We start from the raw sequence: 17,428 nt of genomic DNA on the forward strand, positions 1-17,428 counted from the left end.
GCCGGTCGTGCGCCGGTTACCGCTGCTTCGCGCTTCGCCCTTCGTCTCCCCGCCATGCGCAGCAGGGTAGCCGGGTGGCGGCGCGCTCAGGCGAACGCGGTGTTGCGCGCGCGGTCCTCCCACGCCGTCAGGTCGGCCCGCACCTGGTCGAGGTGACCGCCGATCGCGTCGACGGCGTCGCCGCCGAGGGCCAGGCGCAGCGGGGTTTCCGGGGCGTCGAGCGCGGTGAGGATGGCGGCGGCGGCCTTCGCGGGGTCGCCGGCCTGCGTGCCGTCGGCGTCGACGACGAGGCGGCGCGTGGGGCCGACCGACTCGGCGTAGTCGTCGATCTCGCCGCTGCGGCTCGTGCTGCCCCACAAACCGGTGCGGAACGCGCCCGGTTCCACGATCAGCACCTTGATCCCCAGGCGGCCCACCTCGTCGGCGAGCCCTTCGGACAGCCCCTCCAACGCGAACTTCGTGCCGCTGTAGGCCGAGAACCCCGCGAACGACAGCTGCCCGCCCATGCTGCTCATCTGCACGATCGCGCCCGACCGCCGCTCGCGCATGTGCGGCAGCACCGCGCGCACCAGGGCCGCCGGGCCGAAGACGTGCACGTCGAACAGCGACCGCAGCTCCCCGTCGGTGGTCTCCTCGAACGCGCCGACGTGGCTGCGGCCGGCGTTGTTCACCAGCACGTCGAGCCGGCCGTGCCGTGCGATGACCGACGAGACGGTGGCGTCGACCGCCGCGAGGTCCGTGACGTCGAGCGGCACCGCCTCCACCTGGTCCGGGTACGCGGCGACGACGTCGGCCAGCGTTTCGGTGCGCCGCGCCGCCGCGACCACCACGTCGCCGGCCGCCACCGCGGCCTCGGTGAGCGCGCGGCCGAAGCCGCTGTTCGCGCCGGTGATCAGCCAAACCTTGTTCATGTCCTGAGCCCCTTTCGCTGACACCGACTCTGGGCGAAAAGCGCTCGCGCGTCCAAGACCTGCCGTGATAACCATTGGCTATGGACGTGCACGGCCGCGATCTGCGGTACTTCGTCACGGCCGCCGAAGAGCTCCACTTCACGCGCGCGGCCGAACGGCTCTACGTCTCCCAGCCGGCGCTGAGCAAGCAGATCCGCATGCTCGAACGGCAGCTCGGCGCCCCGTTGTTCGACCGCGACCGCCGTGAGGTCCGGTTGACGCCGGTGGGCGAGGCCTTGCTGCCACACGCGCGCCGGGTGCTCGCGGAGTGGGACGCGGCGCACGACGCCGTCGCCCAGGCGAAGGCCGAGCAACGCGGGACGCTCGTCGTCGGCATGAGCACGAGCCCCGGCCGCGGCGGCATGCTGCCCGCGATCCGGTCGAGGTTCACCGCCGAACACCCGCACGCCCGGCTCACGCTGCGCCAGGTCGGCTGGCACGACTCCACCGCGGGCCTCGCCGACGGCTCCACCGACGTCGCTTTCGTGTGGCTCCCGGTGCCGGGCGCCGAACGCTACGACTGGGTCGTGGTCGCCGAAGAACCCCGGCTGGTCGCGATGTCCGCCACTCACCCCCGAGCCGGACAGTCCACAGTGGACTTCGCCGACCTGCTCGACGAACCGTTCCTCGCCTTGCCCGCCGACGCCGGCCCGCTACGCGACCACTGGCTCGCCCCCGAAGCCCGCGGCGGCCGCGCCCCCGTGATCGGCGCGGAGATCAGCACCGCGGACGAAACCTACGAGGCCCTCGTCGACGGCCGCGGCGTCTGCCTCATCGCCGCGGGCAACGCGCCCCTGCTCACCCGCGGCGACGTCGTCGCCCTCCCCGTGCACGGCGTGTCCCCCAGCCGCCTCGCGCTGGCGTGGCGCAAGGACGACAACCGACCACTCGTCCACGCCTACGCCCGCGCCGCCCGGCTGGCCACGCGAAGCCAGGCCTGAAACAACCCCGAAAACAAAGCGGACCACCGAAAACCGGTGGTCCGCAAAGAAAACGGAAAGAACTCAGCCCTCTGACGCGATTCGCGCCAGCCGCTGCGGAGTCGGCCAGCGGACGTCGTGCACCCAGCCGAACTTCTCGAACATCCAGATCAGGCGGGCCGACATGTCGATCTGGCCGCGCTTCACGCCGTGGCGGGCCGAGGTCGGGTCGGCGTGGTGCAGGTTGTGCCAGGACTCGCCGAAGGAGAAGATCGCCAGCGGCCAGAAGTTGGCCGAGCGGTCACGCGCCGCGAAGGGGCGTTCGCCGATCATGTGGCAGATGGAGTTCACGGACCAGGTCACGTGGTGCAGCACGCAGATGCGCACGAGGCCGGCCCAGAAGAACGCGGTCAGCGCGCCCCAGAACGACCACGAGATGAGGCCGCCCAGCACGGCCGGCAGAGCCAGCGAGAGCAGCGCCCACAGCCAGAACAGGTCGTCGACCTTCTGGATCGCCGTGTCCTTCACCAGGTCGGGCGCGAAGCGGGCCTGGTTGCTCTTGTCGCGCTCGAACAGCCAGCCCATGTGCGCGTGCCAGAACCCGCGGGCGATGGCGGCCGGCGAGGTGCCGAACATCCACGGCGAGTGGGGGTCGCCGTCGCGGTCGGAGAACGCGTGGTGACGACGGTGGTCGGCCACCCAGGTGATCACGGGGCCCTGCAGGGCGATGCTGCCGGCGATGGCCATCACCACGCGCAGCCACTTCTTCGCCTTGAACGACCCGTGCGTGAAGTACCGGTGGTAGGCGACGGTGATGCCCAGGCCGCTGACGCCGTAGAACACCACGAACAGCGCGACGTCGACCCACGTCAGTCCCCAGCCCCACGCGAACGGGACGGCGACCAGCAGGGCCACCAGCGGCGCGAGCACGCCGAAGTACACGGAAAGCTGCACGCCGATGCCGCGCTGACCTTCGGTGATCGGCTTGGGGCCCTTCGGGGCCGGCGGGTCTCCAGCTGGCTGGGAACGGTCGAGGGTGGCCGTCATACAGTTCACTTCTTCCTACGAGCCCCTGCGAAGGGTGACCTAACCTACGATGCCGTAAGTTACGGTACAGGAGGTTGCGAGCCCTGGGGAGGCCCGAAATGTCCGTTGCGCTCCGGCACGGTTCAACCTGTGAAGTACCCCGGCCGCGGGCGCTTCACCCTCCCGCCACCACTGTCGCCGATCATCGCTATCCTGACCAGGATCGATCCGCCGTAGTGTAATCGGCAGCACTTCAGATTTTGGTTCTGACAGTTCAGGTTCGAATCCTGGCGGCGGAGCAGACGTGTGACCAACCCGAGCCGAAGCGATGGGGGTGTGGGGCGGCTGAGCGATGAAGCGATCGACCCCGGAACCGCCCGGCGTCCGACTCTCGTCGAGATGTCCGACGCTTGGCTGGTCGGGCGTGCGCGTGAGCTGATCGCCGCCGTCCAGCGACAGGAGTTCGACAAGCAGCTCGAGATCGTCGCCATCATGGACGAGCTGCTCGAGGAGACCCTGCGCCGCGGCGAGCCCACGCTGGTGGCGCAGCTGCTGCGGGCCTCGGCGTTCGCCCGCCTGGTCACGCGCGGGCTGGCCGCCGAAGCGGAGCCGCGGCTCGACGAGATGCTCGCCCACACCCGCCGCCACGGCCTGTCGCTGCTGCGCGCCGACGCACACGCGTTGCGCGGACGCCGGCTGGTGCTGGCCGCGCAGGAGGACGCCGCGCTCACCGAGATCGCCCGCGCGCTCGCGATCCTCGACGACTCCACGATCCCCGACCGCCAGGTCGGCGTGCGCAACTGGAACCGCATGCAGTCGATGGCGCTCATCGACTGCTGGATCGTGCTCAACCAGCTCGGCGTGTACGAGGCCGCCGAAGAGGTCATCAGCCGCGCCCACCAGGCGATCCGCGAGAGCGCGAGCCCGCACGAGATCACGCTGCAGCTGATGAACCGCGTGAAGATGCTGCTGGGCTGGGGCCTGCGGCTCGAGCGCATCGAGCAGTACGACGAGGCGGCCGAGAAGTTCCGCACGGCCGCATCGATGGCGGTGGCGGCCGAGGGCCCGTTCGCCGAGTCGCTGTTCCCGCGCAAGGCCGGGGTTTCGGCCGTCGACCAGGTGGGCGTGCTCGCTTCCGCGCTGGCGCTGCACAACCCGGCCGCCGAGCACGTGGACCGGCTCACCCAGATGCGCCACGGCCACCACTTCCCGCACGAGCAGGAGATCGTCGCCATCGCGCTCGCGCGGTGCCTCGACCGCGCCGGCCGCCGCGAGGAAGCGCTCGACGTGCTGCGCGAGACGCGCAAGGCGATGTCCGAGGACATCTCCCAGCCGTCGATGCGGCTCAACATCGCCCGCGAGCTCGCGCGGCTCGACACCACGCCGGACTACGCATCGGGCGCGAGCAAGTCGCTGATCGACTACGCGACCACGCTCGAATCCGAGATGTGGACGCTGCGCGAGTCGCAGATCGCCACGCTCAACGCGCGCCGCGAGCACGAACGGCTGTCGGCCGAACACGGTGCGATCACGCAGCAGGCGCTGCAGGACCCGCTCACCGGCCTGCCCAACCGCCGCGCGCTCGACGAACGCCTGCGCGCGCTCGCGTCGTCGGCCGACGCGCAGCCGCTGGCCGTCGCGCTCGTGGACCTCGACGGGTTCAAGGGCGTCAACGACAAGCAGTCGCACGCCGAGGGGGACAACGTGCTCCGCGTTGTCGCCAGCACGTTGCGTGACGCCCTGCGCGGTGACGACGTTGTCGCCCGCTACGGTGGCGACGAGTTCATCGTCCTGCTGCCGGGCGCGCCCGCGTCGGCCGCGAAGATGGCGCTGGGGCGCGCGGTGAAGTCGGTGGCGGAGCTGCCGCACCACCTTTCGCACGGCGTCACCCTGTCCATCGGGCTGGTGTCGCTGCGGCCGCAGGAGCGGGCCGAGCAGGTGCTCGCGCGCGCGGACGCGGCGATGTACGAAGCAAAACGCGGTGGGGGCAACCAGGTCGCCTCCGCCAATTCGATGGCGGGCGACGCCGGCGCGAGCTGGCCCGCGGAGAGCATCCCGGCCGACCCCTCGTGGGGCGCCGAGGAGCCCACGTAGGATCGTTGCCCGTCGGAACGAGCCGGTAAATCGTTGTTGGGAGTCTCGTTGAGCGGCCCGCTGAGCACGCTGATCCTCGCCGCGGGTGAGGGCACCCGCATGCGTTCGTCCACCCCGAAGGTGCTGCACCCGATCGCCGGGCGCCCCCTGGTGGAACACGCCGTCCGCGCCGCGGCCGGACTGAATCCCGAACACCTGGTGGTGGTGATCGGCCACGGCCGCGAAGCCGTCGGTGCCGAGCTCGCGCGCGTCGGCGAGGTGCTGGGCCGCGAGGTGACGACCGCCGTGCAGGCGGAGCAGAAGGGCACCGGTCACGCCGTGTCGTGCGCGCTGCACGAGCTGCCCGCCGGCCTCACCGGCACCGTGCTCGTGAGTTACGGCGACGTGCCGCTGCTCGACACCGACACCCTGGCCGCGCTGCTGGCCGAGCACACCGGCTCGGGCAACGCGGTCACCGTGCTGACCGCCGTGGTCGCCAACCCCGCCGGCTACGGCCGGATCGTGCGCGACGACGCCGGCGTGGTCCAGTCGATCGTCGAGCACAAGGACGCGACGCCGGCGCAGCACGAGATCACCGAGATCAACTCGGGCGTCTACGCGTTCGACGCCGCCGTGCTCGCCGACGGCCTCTCGCGGCTGTCGACGGACAACGCGCAGGGCGAGCTGTACCTCACCGACGTGCTGGGCATCGCCCACCACGACGGCAAGGGCGTCGGCGCGCTCGTGGTCGACGACCCGTGGGTGACCGAGGGCGTGAACGACCGCGTGCAGCTGGCGACGCTGGGCGCGGAGTACAACCGCCGGATCGTGCGCCGCTGGCAGCGCGAGGGCGTGACCGTGACCGACCCGAACACCACGTGGATCGAAGCGGACGCGACGCTCTCGCGTGACGTGCTGGTGGAGCCGAACACCCAGCTCAAGGGCACCACGTCGATCGGCGAGGGTTCGGTCGTCGGGCCGGACACCACGCTCGTGAACGTGGCGGTCGGAGCCGGCGCGTCCGTGGTGCGGGTGCACGCCGACGACTCTGTGCTGGGCGACGGCGTGAACGTCGGCCCGTACACCTACCTGCGGCCGGGCACCAAGCTGGGCGCGAAGGGCAAGCTGGGCGCGTTCGTCGAGACGAAGAACGCGCAGATCGGCACCGGCACGAAGGTGCCGCACCTCACCTACGTGGGCGACGCGACCGTCGGCGACTACAGCAACATCGGCTGTTCCAGCGTCTTCGTGAACTACGACGGCGTGAACAAGCACCACACCGTCGTGGGCTCGTACGTCCGGCTCGGCGCCGACAACACGCTGGTCGCGCCGGTGCGGATCGGTGACGGCGCTTACAGTGGAGCGGGTGCGGTCATCCGGGACGACGTCCCGCCTGGTGCACTAGCGGTGTCGGCGGGGCCGCAGCGCAACGTCGAGGGCTGGGCGGTCCGGCGCAGGCCGGGCACGCCGGCGGCGGAGGCGGCGGAAGCCGCGCTCGCCGCGAGTGAGGACACCGCCGTGTCCGTGTCGGAAGCAGGAAACGACGGGGAGTCGCCAGCATGAGTCCGAAGTCAGGTACGCCGAAGAAGAATCTGATGCTCTTCTCCGGCCGTGCGCACCAGGAGCTCGCGGAAGAGGTCGCCAAGCACCTCAACGTGACGATCACCCCGCAGACCGCGCACACGTTCGCCAACGGTGAGCTGTTCGTGCGGTTCGAGGAGTCGGTGCGCGGTACCGACGCGTTCGTGATCCAGGCGCACACCACGCCCATCAACGAGTACGTGATGGAGCAGCTGATCATGGTGGACGCGCTCAAGCGCGCTTCCGCCAAGCGGATCACCGTGGTCATGCCGTTCTACCCGTACGCGCGGCAGGACAAGAAGCACAAGGGCCGCGAGCCGATCTCGGCCCGGCTCATCGCCGACCTGTTCAAGACCGCGGGCGCCGACCGGATCATGACCGTCGACCTGCACACCGCCCAGATCCAGGGCTTCTTCGACGGCCCGGTCGACCACCTGATGGCGCAGTCCGTGCTCGCCGACCACATCAAGGCCACCTATGGCGACGCGGACATCACGGTCGTTTCGCCCGACTCGGGCCGCGTGCGCCTCGCCGAGAAGTGGGCGCAGCAGCTGGGTGACCGGCCGATCGCGTTCATCCACAAGACGCGCGACCCGGACAAGCCCAACCAGGCCGTGGCCAACCGCGTGGTCGGCAAGGTGCAGGGCAAGCTCTGCGTGCTGATCGACGACATGATCGACACCGGCGGCACGATCGTCAAGGCCACCGAAGCGCTGATCGAGGAGGGCGCGGCCGACGTCGTCATCGCCACGACGCACGGGATCCTGTCCGACCCGGCCACCGAGCGCCTTTCGCAGTGCAAGGCGCGCGAGGTCATCGTGACGAACTCCCTGCCGATCCCGGAGGAGAAGCGGTTCCCGGGGCTGACGGTGCTGTCGATCGCGCCGATGCTGGCCGAGGCGATCCAGCAGGTGTTCGAGGACGGTTCGGTGACCTCGTTGTTCGACGGGGCTGCCTGAGGTTCCAGCGGTTCTCCGTGTTTCGCCGTCGGTGGATTTCGGTCCGCCGGCGGCGAAACTGACTGTGCTCCGTGGTTCGGTGCGGCTAGCTTCGCCACATGGGGAACTTCAAATTCGGCGTCAGTCTGCGGACTGTCGACTCGTCGTTCGTCGGGTTGTGCCGCCGCGCCGAGGAACTCGGCTACGACGCCATCAGCGTGCCCGACCACCTGGGTGAAGGGCGCCCGGCGCCGTTTCCCGCGCTGGTGGCCGCGGCGGCCGCCACGACGAGGCCGCGGGTGGGGACGCTGGTGTCGAACCTGCCGTTCTACAACGTGGCTCTGTTCGCGCGAGATGTCGCCAACACCTGGGTCCTGACCGGCGGACGGTTGGAGCTGGGGCTCGGCTCGGGTCACATGAAGTCGGAGTTCGACGAGGCCGGGCTGCCGTGGCTGAAGGCGGCTGATCGGATCGCTTACCTGCGTGATGGTCTGGCCGAGCTGCGTTCCCGGCTCGGTGCGGATCTTCCGCCGTTGCTGATCGCGGGCAACAGCGACGGGGTGCTGTCGCTGGCCGCGTCCGACGCGGACATCGTGGGGTTCGCGGGTCTGCGCCAGGCCCCCGGCAAGCCGCCGGGGACGTTCGTACTCGATCCGGCTTCGGCGATGGACGAGCGCGTGGCGTACTTCCGGTCATTGGCCGGAGATCGGGAAGTCGAGTACAACATGCTGGTCCAGCGGGTGGTCGTGACCGACGACCGCCGCGCCGCGGCCGCGGAGTGGCAGGCGCTGACGGACCCGGAACCGGGCGTCGACGAGCTTCTCGAAGCGCCGCAGCTGTTGCTCGGGACGGTCGACGAAATCGTCACGCAGCTCGTCGAGCGCCGGGAACGGCACGGGTTTTCCTACATCACCGTGTTCGATTCAATGATGGAGACGCTGGCGCCGGTGGTCGCCCGGTTGCGCGGCCGCTGACCACGCACTGATCCACAAAGGACACTCGGTCATCCCGGCACGGGCTTCTCCGTCATCCAGTCGACCAGGCCGTACTCGACCGCCTCGGCCGCGGTGAACTGGCGCCGCCGTTCGGCGTCTGCGCGAACCCGCTCGATCGGCCGGCCGCTGCCGTCCGCGATCATCCTGACGACTTCGCTGGTCCACTTGTCGAGCAGAGCGAGCTGCACGGGCGACGGATCCGTCGGGAGCCGGGGCAGGCTCAACGCCATCACGGCCTGCGGGAGGGCGGCCCGTTTGCCGGTGGTGCCGCTCGACACGAGCAGCTGAGCCATGCCGGCGGCCAGCCCCAGGGCGCAGGTGGCGACGTCCGGCTTGACGAGGTCCATCGTGTCGAGGATGGCGAAGCCGGCCGTGACGGAGCCGCCGGGCGAGTTGACGAGGAAGGTGATGTCGGCCCCCGCGTCTTCATCCTCGAGGAGCAGCAGCTGCGCGGAGATCGTGTTGGCGATCGCGTCGTCGATCTCGCCGTTCAGGAGGACGACGCGCTTTCGCAGCAGCTGTTCGGCGTGCGCGCTGAAGTCCTGGCTCCGGAAACCGCCGGCCGACGCCGGGTGCCGATCGGAATCGCGGTCTCGCACCTCGGCGGGGCCGGGAACGTAGGACGAGGCGATGCCTCCCTCGGCCCCGTCGAGGGGACCTGGTTCTTCGGCGGTTTCCCTTGCCCGCTCGGCCGCGGCCGCCGATTTGGAAGCCAGCTGCGCACCCAGGTCTCGCTGCGCGCGCTCGGCTCCGGCGGTGCTGGGGAGAATCCCGCGCAGCCGCCGAGCCAGGTCATCTCGGCGCGTCACAGCCGGACCTCGCGCGGTCTGGAGCACCGCGGTTTGAGATGGCTTGCGAGCAGCTCAGTCATGCGCGCGACGGTAACCGCGGGCGCCGGGAGAGGTCCCGGGCAACGCGGGTTTCAGTCCCCGGCCACACTTTCCGCCGCCGAGCGCACGGCAGCCACCGCATCGCCGGCGATCAACGTCAGCACCCGGCCCAGCAGACCCTCCGGCACGGCTTCCTCGTCGATGTCGCCCTCCACCGCCAGGCCGTTGCTCAGCGCCAGCAGGATCACCGCGAACTCTTCGGCCGGCAGCGGCAACGAGAAGCCGAACCCCGAAGCCAGGCGCTCCAACGCGGCCGCGATCGTGCGACGCACCGCGCGGCGACGGTCCCGCAGGGCAAGCCGGCGGTCGGCATCCTGGTGCGCCAGGGCGAAGAACTCCGCCAGCAGCCGGTGCCACACCGCGTCCGTGCGCATTTCGTGCATCAGCACCGCCGCGACGTCCGCGAGGCCGGCCGCGCCGGTGTCGGCGGAGGCGAAGCTCTCGAGGCTGGCCGAGAGCCGATGCGCCGCGTGCTCCTCCATCAGTGCCAGCACCAGCTCGTCCTTCGACGCGAAACTGGAGTAGACCGCACCCTTCGTGAGGCCGGCGGCGGCCGCGACCTCGGTCAGCTTGGAGGCCGCGATGCCCTTCTCTCCGAAGACCTGGAACGCGGCGTCGAGGATGCGGCGGCGCGTTTCGGCACGCGTCGGCCGCGTGCGGCCCGGTGCGGGCATCGGGGTGAATCCTCCTGATCAAGGGGTTGACTTTCACGAAGCCAACTCAATACCTTCAGGTATCCAATACCGGGAGGTATTCGATGTCAAGCGCACAGCGGTACCTCGACAACGGCACCTGGTGCGAGCCGCCATCGCGTATTCGAGCGGGAACGTCCTCACCGAGCCGGCCGAGGTCGAGTTCTTCTTCGCCGCCGGCCCGGAAGGCGTCTTCAAGAGCTACCACAACGATCCCCCAGAGACCATTGTGGACGGTTGGCTGCACACCGGCGGCCTCGGCCGGCAAGAACCTCTCCCCCGCCGCGGAAACCGGGATCAACCCGGACGAACCCGGCCGGCCCACCGACGAACGACTGCGCTCGGTCATCTCCCGTGACGTGGAGTCGGTGAACGCACGCTATTCTCCGCCCGAGCGAATCCGGGACCTCGCGCTCGTACCCGAGCCGTTCTCCGCCGAATCCGGTGAGCCGACCCCGACCCTCAAGATCCGCAGGAACGTCGTCACGCGGCGCCACGCCGTGCTGGTCGGCGCGCTGCCCCGCCCCCTGAACCACCGGCAACGCCGCCGGTGACCGTGAGGAAGGACCCTTCTCCATGAGGAAACTGCGGACCAAAGCGGCCGTGCTGGCCGCCGTGGCGCTCGTGGCGGCCGCGTTCACCGCCGCGCCCGCGCAGGCGGCGGGCGGCAACAACGACCCGTCATGCCGGCCGAGCTCGGCGCACCCCCGGCCCGTGGTCTTCCTCCACGGCCTGGGCACCACCTACTACGAGGACCTCAACTTCCTGCAGTCGGCCGTCGCGGCCAAGGGTTACTGCACCTTCAGCCAGACCTATGGCGCCTACCCAGGCTTCCCCGTCGTCGGCGGCCTGCGCCCGATCGCCGACTCGGCGGCCGAGATCAAGCAGTTCATCGGCCAGGTGCTCACCGAGACCGGGGCGTCGCAAGTGGACATCGTGGGCCACTCCGAGGGCGGCTTCCAGTCCCTCTACGTCACGAAGACCCAGGGCATCTCGGACAAGATCGGCTCGGTCGTGTCCATCGCGCCGCCCACGCACGGCACCACGTTCGCCGGCCTCACCAAGCTCGCGTATCTGCTCGGGCAGGGCGAGCGCGACGCCGTCGGCAAGGCCCTGTCCACACTCGGCTGCCCCGCTTGCGACGACCTGATCACCGACGGGGCCGCGGTGAAGAAGCTGACCACCGGTCCCATCGCGCAGCCCGGCGTGAAGTACACCGTGATCACCTCGCGCTACGACGAGCTCGTGACCCCCACCGACACGTCGTTCGTGCGCGAACCCGGCGTGGTCAACGAGTCCGTGCAGGACACGTGTCCGTTCGACCCGGTGGGCCACATCGGCGAGGCCTACGACCTCAACGTGTGGAACCTCGTCACCAACGCGCTCGACCCCGCCCACGCCACGAAGTTCTTCTGCACCGTCGGTTCCCCGGGCTGACCCGAGCCGGGGCCCCTCGGCTTCGAGGGGCCCCGCGCCGCGCGTCAGTACGCGACGGTGAACCGCGCGCGGCTGTGGCCCGCGGCTCCTCGATCTCGTCCACGAACGCGATCGCGAAGTCGTCACCGCCGATGTGCGAATTGCCCTCGGCGTCCGACAGCAGCACGTCGCCGCCGACGCGGTAAGAGCCCGTGCGCTCGCCCACGGTCCACGCACCGAACTTCGCCGGCGGGCTCAGGTAGAACCACTCGACATCGGACGGCAGCTCGCGCAGTGCGTCGAGCACCTCGGTCTGCGCGGTCGCCTCGGTCTTGTACGTGTCCGGGAAGTCCGGCGTGTCCAGCAGCCGCGGACCACCGGGAGTCACGAGCAGCGAAGCCGCGCCGCCCACGAACGACAGCCGCGCACCGGCCGCGCGGGCCGCGTCGGCGAGCGCCGGCACCACGTCGAGCAGCCGCCGCCCCTGCTCGTCGGCCCGGCCCGGGGTCGCCACCACGATCACGTCGGCGCCCTTGGTCACGTCGGCGATGAAACCGTCGTCGTGCAGCGAGCCCGTGCGGGCCTCGACGTCGGCGGGCAGGCCCTCGGGCTTGCGCGCCACCCCGACGACCGTGTGCCCGCGCCGCAGCGCCTCCTCCGTGATCCGGCCACCGACGTACCCCGTCGCGCCGAACACCACCAGCTTGCTCATGTTCCCCGCTCCTCCTGGTCGAACTCCCGACGAGGGCGAGGGTAGAGACGGAAGATCCACTACTTCAACGAAACCAACGCACCCCGCGGTAGGCGTGCAGGTCAGCCGCCGAGCGTGCCGAACGACTTGTCGAGCTTCGCCTTCACCGCGTTCGCGTCGAAGGGCACGTGGACCTCGCCGACGGCGGTCGGCTTCGCCAGCACCTGGTAGCTGGCGGTGCGGTTGGGCAGCGAGAACTTGACCGTGCACGACATGGTGATGGTCGCGTCGGCCGCCGCGTCGCCCTGCGTGGAGCAGGTCTTGGAGCCGAGCGAGTCGGCGCTGACGTCGATCGTGAGCGTCACGTGGACCACGGGCTTGGCGCCGGGGCCGTTGCCGACGACGCTGTTGGTCACGTCGACGGTGGCGGTGCACGAGCCGACGAAGTCCTGGCAGTCGAGGCGGTCGTTGGTGACCACCACGCTCGCCTGCGACAGCCCGTCGAACGGCTGCCCGAGCCCGCCGACGGCGGTGTCGAAGTCGGTGTGGAACTTCTTGAGCGCGTCGCCGGTCAGCGGCTTCACCTGGAAGCCCGTGCCGAGCTTCGGGCCGCCCAGCGGGTCGAGCAGCGCCGGTGCGAACGAGACCACGCGGTGAGGCTGCGCGGTGGTCACCTGCAGCTCACCGAGGCTGCCGCCGAGCTGGTAGACCTCCGTGCCGTCCTCGAGCTTGCGCTTCACCGGGTCGGCCGTCTGGTTGAGAGTCGACAACGATTTGGCCAGCCCGGCCACGAGCCGGTCCGGTGAGAAATGCATCCCGGGGTCCATCGGCAGCTCCGTGCCGACGGTGTGCACCCAGCCGGCGCCGAACTGCGTGCTGTTTTCCTCGAGACCGTGCGACTTCCAGTAGTCGGCGTCGGCGGAGAGGTAGAGATCGCTTCCGAGCTCGGTGACCTGCACCACGTGACCTTCGAACGGCAGCGCGCCGTACCCGTCGCCGTCGCGCGTGATGCGGAAACCGAGACCGATCGGCTTTCCCGACGCATCCTTCACCGTGGTGTCGAGTTCCAGCGCCGGCGCCTTGCCCAGCGCGTCCAACGCGGTGTCCACCGCATCTCGCTGCTCCGCCAGCCGGTCGGCAATCTGCTGGTCAGCGGCCGAAACCCCCGCCGAACCCGCCACCGAGACCTGGCACCCCGCGAGGACGCCACCCAGCAGCACGACCGCCGCGGCGATCCATCGAGCCCGCATTCTCGCCCCTCTTTTCCGCGGGAATCATCCCATGCCCGCGGCACGCGCCTGCACCACCGGAAAAGCGTCGTCACCCACCGGCCGGACCAAGGTTTAGTCGTGCGGGGCCACCCGCCGCAACCTCCTTGTCGAACGAGGGTTTACACTTCTCGAGTTGTCTCGGCGAGGCGGGTGCACCCTGTGGTGCCCAGCGTGATCGACGCGGCGGCTCGAGAAGCCCCGTGGAATGTGCACGCCTGGAAACTCGCCGCCGTACGCAGCTGATTTTCGAAGTACAACGCCCCGAGCAGAGATCGACGATCCCCGCCGCCACCTGCTGCACCGATTTGTGATTTGAAGGAGTGCTACACCGTGTCCGAGGTACGTCTTACCGTCGAGCCGCGCACCGAGTTCGGCAAGGGAGCCGCGCGGCGCACCCGTCGCGCCGGCAAGATCCCCGCGGTCCTCTACGGGCACGGCTCGGACCCGCGGCACTTCGCGCTGCCGGCCCTCGAGTTCGCCCGCGTGGTCCGCGAGAACGGCAGCAACGCCGTGCTCACCCTCGACCTCGAGGGCTCCAGCGAGCTGGCGCTGACCAAGACCATCGTGGTCCACCCGCTGAAGAACTACATCGAGCACGTCGACCTGCTCGTGGTCCGCCGCGGCGAGAAGGTCACCGTGGACATCCCGGTGGTCGTGACCGGCACCGCCGGCCCGGGCGGCCTGGTGAACCAGGACCTCGACACCCTCCAGATCGAGGTCGAGGCGCTGCACATCCCGGAGCAGATCGAGGTCTCCGTCGAGGGTCTCGAGATCGGCACCCAGATCACCGCCGCGCAGGTCACCCTGCCGCAGGGCGCGGTTCTGGTGACCGACGCCGAGGCGCTGGTCGTGGCCGTGAACGAGCCGCAGCGTGAAGAGACCGGCGACGAAGAGGTCGCCGCTGAAGGCGCCGAGGCTCCCGCCGGGGACGCCGAATAAACTCACTTCCGTGAGTGAAGACCTGCCTGGGGCCGGCGAGCTGATCCTGCTCGCCGGCCTCGGTAATCCCGGGCCCCAGTACGCCGGCAACCGCCACAACGTCGGCTTCATGGTGCTCGACGAACTGGCCACCCGCATCGGGGGCAAGTTCAAGGCGCACAAGAGCGGCGCCGAAGTGCTGGAGGGGCGGCTTTCGGGCCGTCGCGTGGTGCTGGTGAAACCACGTTCGTTCATGAACCTCTCCGGCGGGCCCGTGGTCGGCGCCGCCCGGTTCTTCAAGGTCGAGCCCTCGGGCGTCGTCGTGGTGCACGACGAGCTCGACGTGCCGTTCGGCGCGCTGAAGCTCAAGCTCGGCGGCGGCGACAACGGGCACAACGGCCTGCGTTCCATCACCAAGTCGCTCGGCACGCGTGAGTACTACCGCGTGCGCTTCGGCATCGGGCGTCCCCCGGGTCGCCAGGACCCCGCCGATTTCGTGCTGAAGGACTTCTCGACGGTCGAGCGCAAGGAGCTCCCGTTCGAGGTCTCGGTCGCCGCGGACGCGGCCGAAGCCCTCGTGTCGAAGGGGCTCACCGCGGCCCAGAACGAGTTTCACGCAGGCTGATCAGCCGGTTGCTCTCTGTTAGTGATCATGAGTAGCACTGCGTAGTTTTTCCTCACTCGATGGGCGGCTTATGGGGCCCTGATCGAGTCGTCCCGGCGCGTGCGGGGTTCCCGGTGCCCGGGTGACCGGTTAGGACGGAATGCGGGAGTCCGCACACCGACCCTGAATCGGAGAATGTTTCATGTCGTTCACCGCCGAGGACCTCACCGAGGTCACCTTCGGTAACGCCCCGATCGGCCGCCGTGGTTATGCCAAACAGGAGGTCGACGAGTTCGTGCGGCGCATCGCGAAAACGATCGCCGAAGAGGACGACCTGACCGCGGCCGAAGTCCACCACGTCATGTTCAACAAGCCGCTGATCGGCAAGCGCGGCTACGACGAACGCGAGGTCGACCAGTTCCTGGACGCCGTGGAGGAACAGCTGGCCGACCTGTCCGGCCGGCGTGCCCCCATCGTGCCCGGCACCCGCGACGAACACGAGGCGACCGCCTCCCGCGCACCGCGCCCGGAGGTGACGGAGAACGCCGAGTCCTTCCAGGACCGGTAGGTCTTTCCGGCCTTGACGGCGTCGTTCCCCCGCGGCGCTTTCCGGCCTGCGTTTGTGTCCTTCTTCCTGAACCAACCCCGCCCTCCGGACTCCCGAAGCCCCGCGAACACGGAACCGGCCCGCTCACCGTGGTGAGCGGGCCGGTTCCGTTTTTGCCTGCGTTGCGTTCGGGCGTCAGTGTTCCGCGTTGTGCGCGATCTTGTCCGCGTACTGCACCGCGGTCGCCGCGCGCTTGACCTTGCCCGACGGAGTCTTGGGCAGGCTGCCGGCCGGGAGGACGACCACGGCGAACGGGCGCATGTCCACCGCGTCGCGGACGCGGGCGGCGACCTGCTTCGACAACGCGCGTTCGGCCTCGGCGTCGCCCGCCAGCTTGGACTCCACGACGACGGCGAAGCGTTCGCGGCGGCTGCCCGCGTCGAGGCGGACGGCGACCGCGTTGCCGGCGCGGACGCCCTCGACCGAGGTGGCCGCGCGTTCGATGTCGGTGGGGTACAGGTTGCGGCCGCCCATGATGATGACGTCCTTGCGGCGGCCGCAGATGACGATCTGGCCGTCGATGAGGTAGCCGAGGTCGCCGGTCTTCATCCAGCCGTCGGCGTCCTGGGTGTCGAGGGGGCCGTCGACGGTCAGGTAGCCCGGGGTGACGGCGGGGCCGCGCAGGCGGATTTCGCCGACTTCGCGCTCACCCAGCAGCTCGCCCTCGGAGTTGACGATGCTCGCCTCCAGCCCGTCCAGCGGGCGGCCCAGCACGGCGAACGAGCGCACCGCGTCCGTGCCCCGCCGGGGGTCGCCCTCGGGGACCGGGACGGCGCGGTCGTCGGCCTCCAGGGCGTCCGCCTCGACGACGTCCAGCGTCAGCCCGGTGAACAGCGGCGCGAACGACACCGCCAGCGTCGCCTCGGCCATGCCGTAGGCCGGGAACACGCACTCGGCCGGCATCTTGAAGCGGGCGCCCGCGTCGACGAACGTCTGCACGGCCGTCTCGTCGATCGGCTCGGCGCCGTTGAGGGCGATGCGGAGCTTGGACAGGTCGTAGGCGTTGTCGTCCTCGACGCGGGCCATGCGGCGGCCCACGATGGCGTACGCGAAGTTCGGCGCGGCCGTGGTGGTGCCGTTGTACTTGGAGATCAGCTCGGGCCAGATCAACGGGCCGGACAGGAACTCGACGGGCGTGATCTTCACCAGCTCCACGCCGAAGGTCATCGGCACGGTCAGGAAGCCGACCATGCCCATGTCGTGGAACGTCGGGAGCCACGACACCATCACGTCGACGTCGAAGTCGAACTCCGCGCGGTCGACCATGGCCTTGACGTTGGTGTAGAGGTTGCCGTAGGTGATCCGCACGGCCTTCGGGTCGGCCGTCGAACCGCTGGTGAGCTGGAGCAACGCGGTGTCGCCCTCGTCGGTGGGCACGACCTCGGCCAGCGGCTCGGCCTCTGCCAGCTCCGTGATCAGGCGGTGCTCGATGCCCTTCTCGGCCAGCACGGGCGCGAGCTGGTCGAACGGCTCGCCCAGCACCACCAGGCCGGCACCGATCATGCCCAGCACCTTGACCGTGTCCTCGGCCCACTCGGCGAGGTCCGTGCGCGCCGTCGGCTGGTGCAGCATCGTCACGCTGCCGCCGGCCAGCCACACGGCCTGCACGGTGGGCGCGATGAGCACCGGCGCCGCGGCCAGCACGGCCACCGCGCTCCCGGGCTTCAACCCGCCTGAAACCAAGCCTCCGGCGATCTTCTTGGCCTGGTCGTGGACCTCGGCCCACGTCCGGCGCACCGGCTCCTTGGGCTCGCCCGTGACCATGCCGCGCTGCTGACCCCGCCCCGTCGCCGTCTCGACGAGCGTGTCCACGAACCGACTCATGCGCGACAGATTACTGTCTGGTTGTCAACGCC

The 17,428-nt window shown here is 70.0% G+C and carries 18 protein-coding genes and 1 tRNA gene; 11 read left to right on the forward strand and 8 right to left on the reverse strand.

Translation table 11 applies throughout. The features are described 5' to 3' along the window. Positions 1-86: 86 nt before the first annotated feature. Positions 87-911 (reverse strand): oxidoreductase, encoded by an 825-nt coding sequence (locus ACQPXB_RS43520; protein WP_432847765.1) that lies wholly within the window; start codon positions 909-911, stop codon positions 87-89. Between the two features lie 80 nt (positions 912-991). Between ACQPXB_RS43520 and ACQPXB_RS43525 the strand changes: the two genes are divergently transcribed. Then, on the forward strand, positions 992-1,891 hold the full coding sequence (locus ACQPXB_RS43525; protein WP_432847767.1) for a LysR family transcriptional regulator: 900 nt from the start codon (positions 992-994) through the stop codon (positions 1,889-1,891). A gap of 63 nt (positions 1,892-1,954) precedes the next feature. On the opposite strand, the gene ACQPXB_RS43530 is transcribed toward ACQPXB_RS43525, so the two are convergent. Continuing rightward, entirely contained in the window at positions 1,955-2,917 is a 963-nt protein-coding gene (locus tag ACQPXB_RS43530; protein WP_432847768.1) for an acyl-CoA desaturase, read from the reverse strand. A 206-nt stretch (positions 2,918-3,123) separates the two neighbouring features. Here ACQPXB_RS43530 and ACQPXB_RS43535 point away from each other — a divergent pair. The 5 genes from ACQPXB_RS43535 (at position 3,124) to ACQPXB_RS43555 (ending at position 8,462) form a co-directional block, all read left to right on the forward strand. Continuing rightward, positions 3,124-3,195: transfer RNA gene (locus ACQPXB_RS43535), tRNA-Gln, on the forward strand. A gap of 100 nt (positions 3,196-3,295) precedes the next feature. Then, on the forward strand, positions 3,296-4,990 hold the full coding sequence (locus ACQPXB_RS43540) for a GGDEF domain-containing protein (RefSeq protein WP_366585564.1): 1,695 nt from the start codon (positions 3,296-3,298) through the stop codon (positions 4,988-4,990). A 48-nt stretch (positions 4,991-5,038) separates the two neighbouring features. After that, positions 5,039-6,532, forward strand: coding sequence for a bifunctional UDP-N-acetylglucosamine diphosphorylase/glucosamine-1-phosphate N-acetyltransferase GlmU (gene glmU / locus ACQPXB_RS43545; protein ID WP_432847771.1), 1,494 nt, complete (start codon positions 5,039-5,041; stop codon positions 6,530-6,532). Further along, the gene (locus tag ACQPXB_RS43550; protein WP_360593936.1) at positions 6,529-7,509 is read left to right on the forward strand and encodes a ribose-phosphate diphosphokinase; all 981 of its coding nucleotides are present in this window, start codon (positions 6,529-6,531) and stop codon (positions 7,507-7,509) included. The genes glmU and ACQPXB_RS43550 overlap by 4 nt, the downstream gene beginning before the upstream one ends. A 98-nt stretch (positions 7,510-7,607) precedes the next feature. Beyond that, the gene (locus ACQPXB_RS43555) at positions 7,608-8,462 is read left to right on the forward strand and encodes a TIGR03621 family F420-dependent LLM class oxidoreductase (protein ID WP_432847772.1); all 855 of its coding nucleotides are present in this window, start codon (positions 7,608-7,610) and stop codon (positions 8,460-8,462) included. A gap of 29 nt (positions 8,463-8,491) precedes the next feature. Here the strand turns inward: ACQPXB_RS43555 and ACQPXB_RS43560 are convergent, their stop codons facing one another. From ACQPXB_RS43560 to ACQPXB_RS43570, 3 genes are all read right to left on the reverse strand, one after another. Then, positions 8,492-9,292 (reverse strand): ClpP family protease, encoded by an 801-nt coding sequence (locus ACQPXB_RS43560; RefSeq protein WP_432847773.1) that lies wholly within the window; start codon positions 9,290-9,292, stop codon positions 8,492-8,494. Positions 9,293-9,405: 113 nt separating this feature from the next. Beyond that, positions 9,406-10,047 (reverse strand): TetR family transcriptional regulator, encoded by a 642-nt coding sequence (locus ACQPXB_RS43565; RefSeq protein ID WP_366585555.1) that lies wholly within the window; start codon positions 10,045-10,047, stop codon positions 9,406-9,408. 55 nt (positions 10,048-10,102) lie between these two features. Further along, a complete protein-coding gene (locus ACQPXB_RS43570) occupies positions 10,103-10,414 on the reverse strand; it encodes a hypothetical protein (protein ID WP_432847775.1) in 312 nt (103 codons plus the stop codon). Positions 10,415-10,433: 19 nt separating this feature from the next. On the opposite strand from ACQPXB_RS43570, the gene ACQPXB_RS43575 reads away from it, so the two are divergent. Together ACQPXB_RS43575 and ACQPXB_RS43580 are read left to right on the forward strand one after the other, a co-directional pair. Beyond that, positions 10,434-10,619 carry a hypothetical protein gene (locus ACQPXB_RS43575; RefSeq protein ID WP_432847777.1) on the forward strand — a complete coding sequence of 62 codons (186 nt, stop codon included), beginning with the start codon at positions 10,434-10,436 and terminating at the stop codon, positions 10,617-10,619. A 22-nt stretch (positions 10,620-10,641) separates the two neighbouring features. Further along, positions 10,642-11,502: an esterase/lipase family protein gene (locus tag ACQPXB_RS43580; protein ID WP_432847779.1), complete on the forward strand. Its 861-nt coding sequence runs from the start codon at positions 10,642-10,644 to the stop codon at positions 11,500-11,502. Here ACQPXB_RS43580 and ACQPXB_RS43585 read toward each other — a convergent pair. Together ACQPXB_RS43585 and ACQPXB_RS43590 are read right to left on the reverse strand one after the other, a co-directional pair. Continuing rightward, a complete protein-coding gene (locus ACQPXB_RS43585) occupies positions 11,438-12,193 on the reverse strand; it encodes an NAD(P)-dependent oxidoreductase (RefSeq protein ID WP_432847780.1) in 756 nt (251 codons plus the stop codon). The genes ACQPXB_RS43580 and ACQPXB_RS43585 overlap by 65 nt on opposite strands. 101 nt (positions 12,194-12,294) lie before the next feature. Further along, on the reverse strand, positions 12,295-13,422 hold the full coding sequence (locus ACQPXB_RS43590) for a hypothetical protein (RefSeq protein ID WP_366585545.1): 1,128 nt from the start codon (positions 13,420-13,422) through the stop codon (positions 12,295-12,297). Positions 13,423-13,773: 351 nt separating this feature from the next. On the opposite strand from ACQPXB_RS43590, the gene ACQPXB_RS43595 reads away from it, so the two are divergent. From ACQPXB_RS43595 to ACQPXB_RS43605, 3 genes are all read left to right on the forward strand, one after another. Then, positions 13,774-14,382, forward strand: a complete 609-nt coding sequence (locus tag ACQPXB_RS43595; RefSeq protein ID WP_366585543.1) for a 50S ribosomal protein L25/general stress protein Ctc — start codon at positions 13,774-13,776, stop codon at positions 14,380-14,382. Between the two features lie 10 nt (positions 14,383-14,392). After that, positions 14,393-14,986: an aminoacyl-tRNA hydrolase gene (pth, locus tag ACQPXB_RS43600; RefSeq protein WP_366585541.1), complete on the forward strand. Its 594-nt coding sequence runs from the start codon at positions 14,393-14,395 to the stop codon at positions 14,984-14,986. Between the two features lie 181 nt (positions 14,987-15,167). Next, positions 15,168-15,533, forward strand: a complete 366-nt coding sequence (locus ACQPXB_RS43605; RefSeq protein WP_366585539.1) for a DivIVA domain-containing protein — start codon at positions 15,168-15,170, stop codon at positions 15,531-15,533. Positions 15,534-15,707: 174 nt separating this feature from the next. Here the strand turns inward: ACQPXB_RS43605 and ACQPXB_RS43610 are convergent, their stop codons facing one another. Beyond that, positions 15,708-17,396 carry a fatty acyl-AMP ligase gene (locus ACQPXB_RS43610; RefSeq protein WP_366585537.1) on the reverse strand — a complete coding sequence of 563 codons (1,689 nt, stop codon included), beginning with the start codon at positions 17,394-17,396 and terminating at the stop codon, positions 15,708-15,710. Positions 17,397-17,428: the final 32 nt, after the last annotated feature.

Source organism: Amycolatopsis sp. CA-161197 (assembly GCF_050942255.1).
In the GTDB taxonomy this organism is placed as follows: Bacteria; Actinomycetota; Actinomycetes; order Mycobacteriales; family Pseudonocardiaceae; genus Amycolatopsis.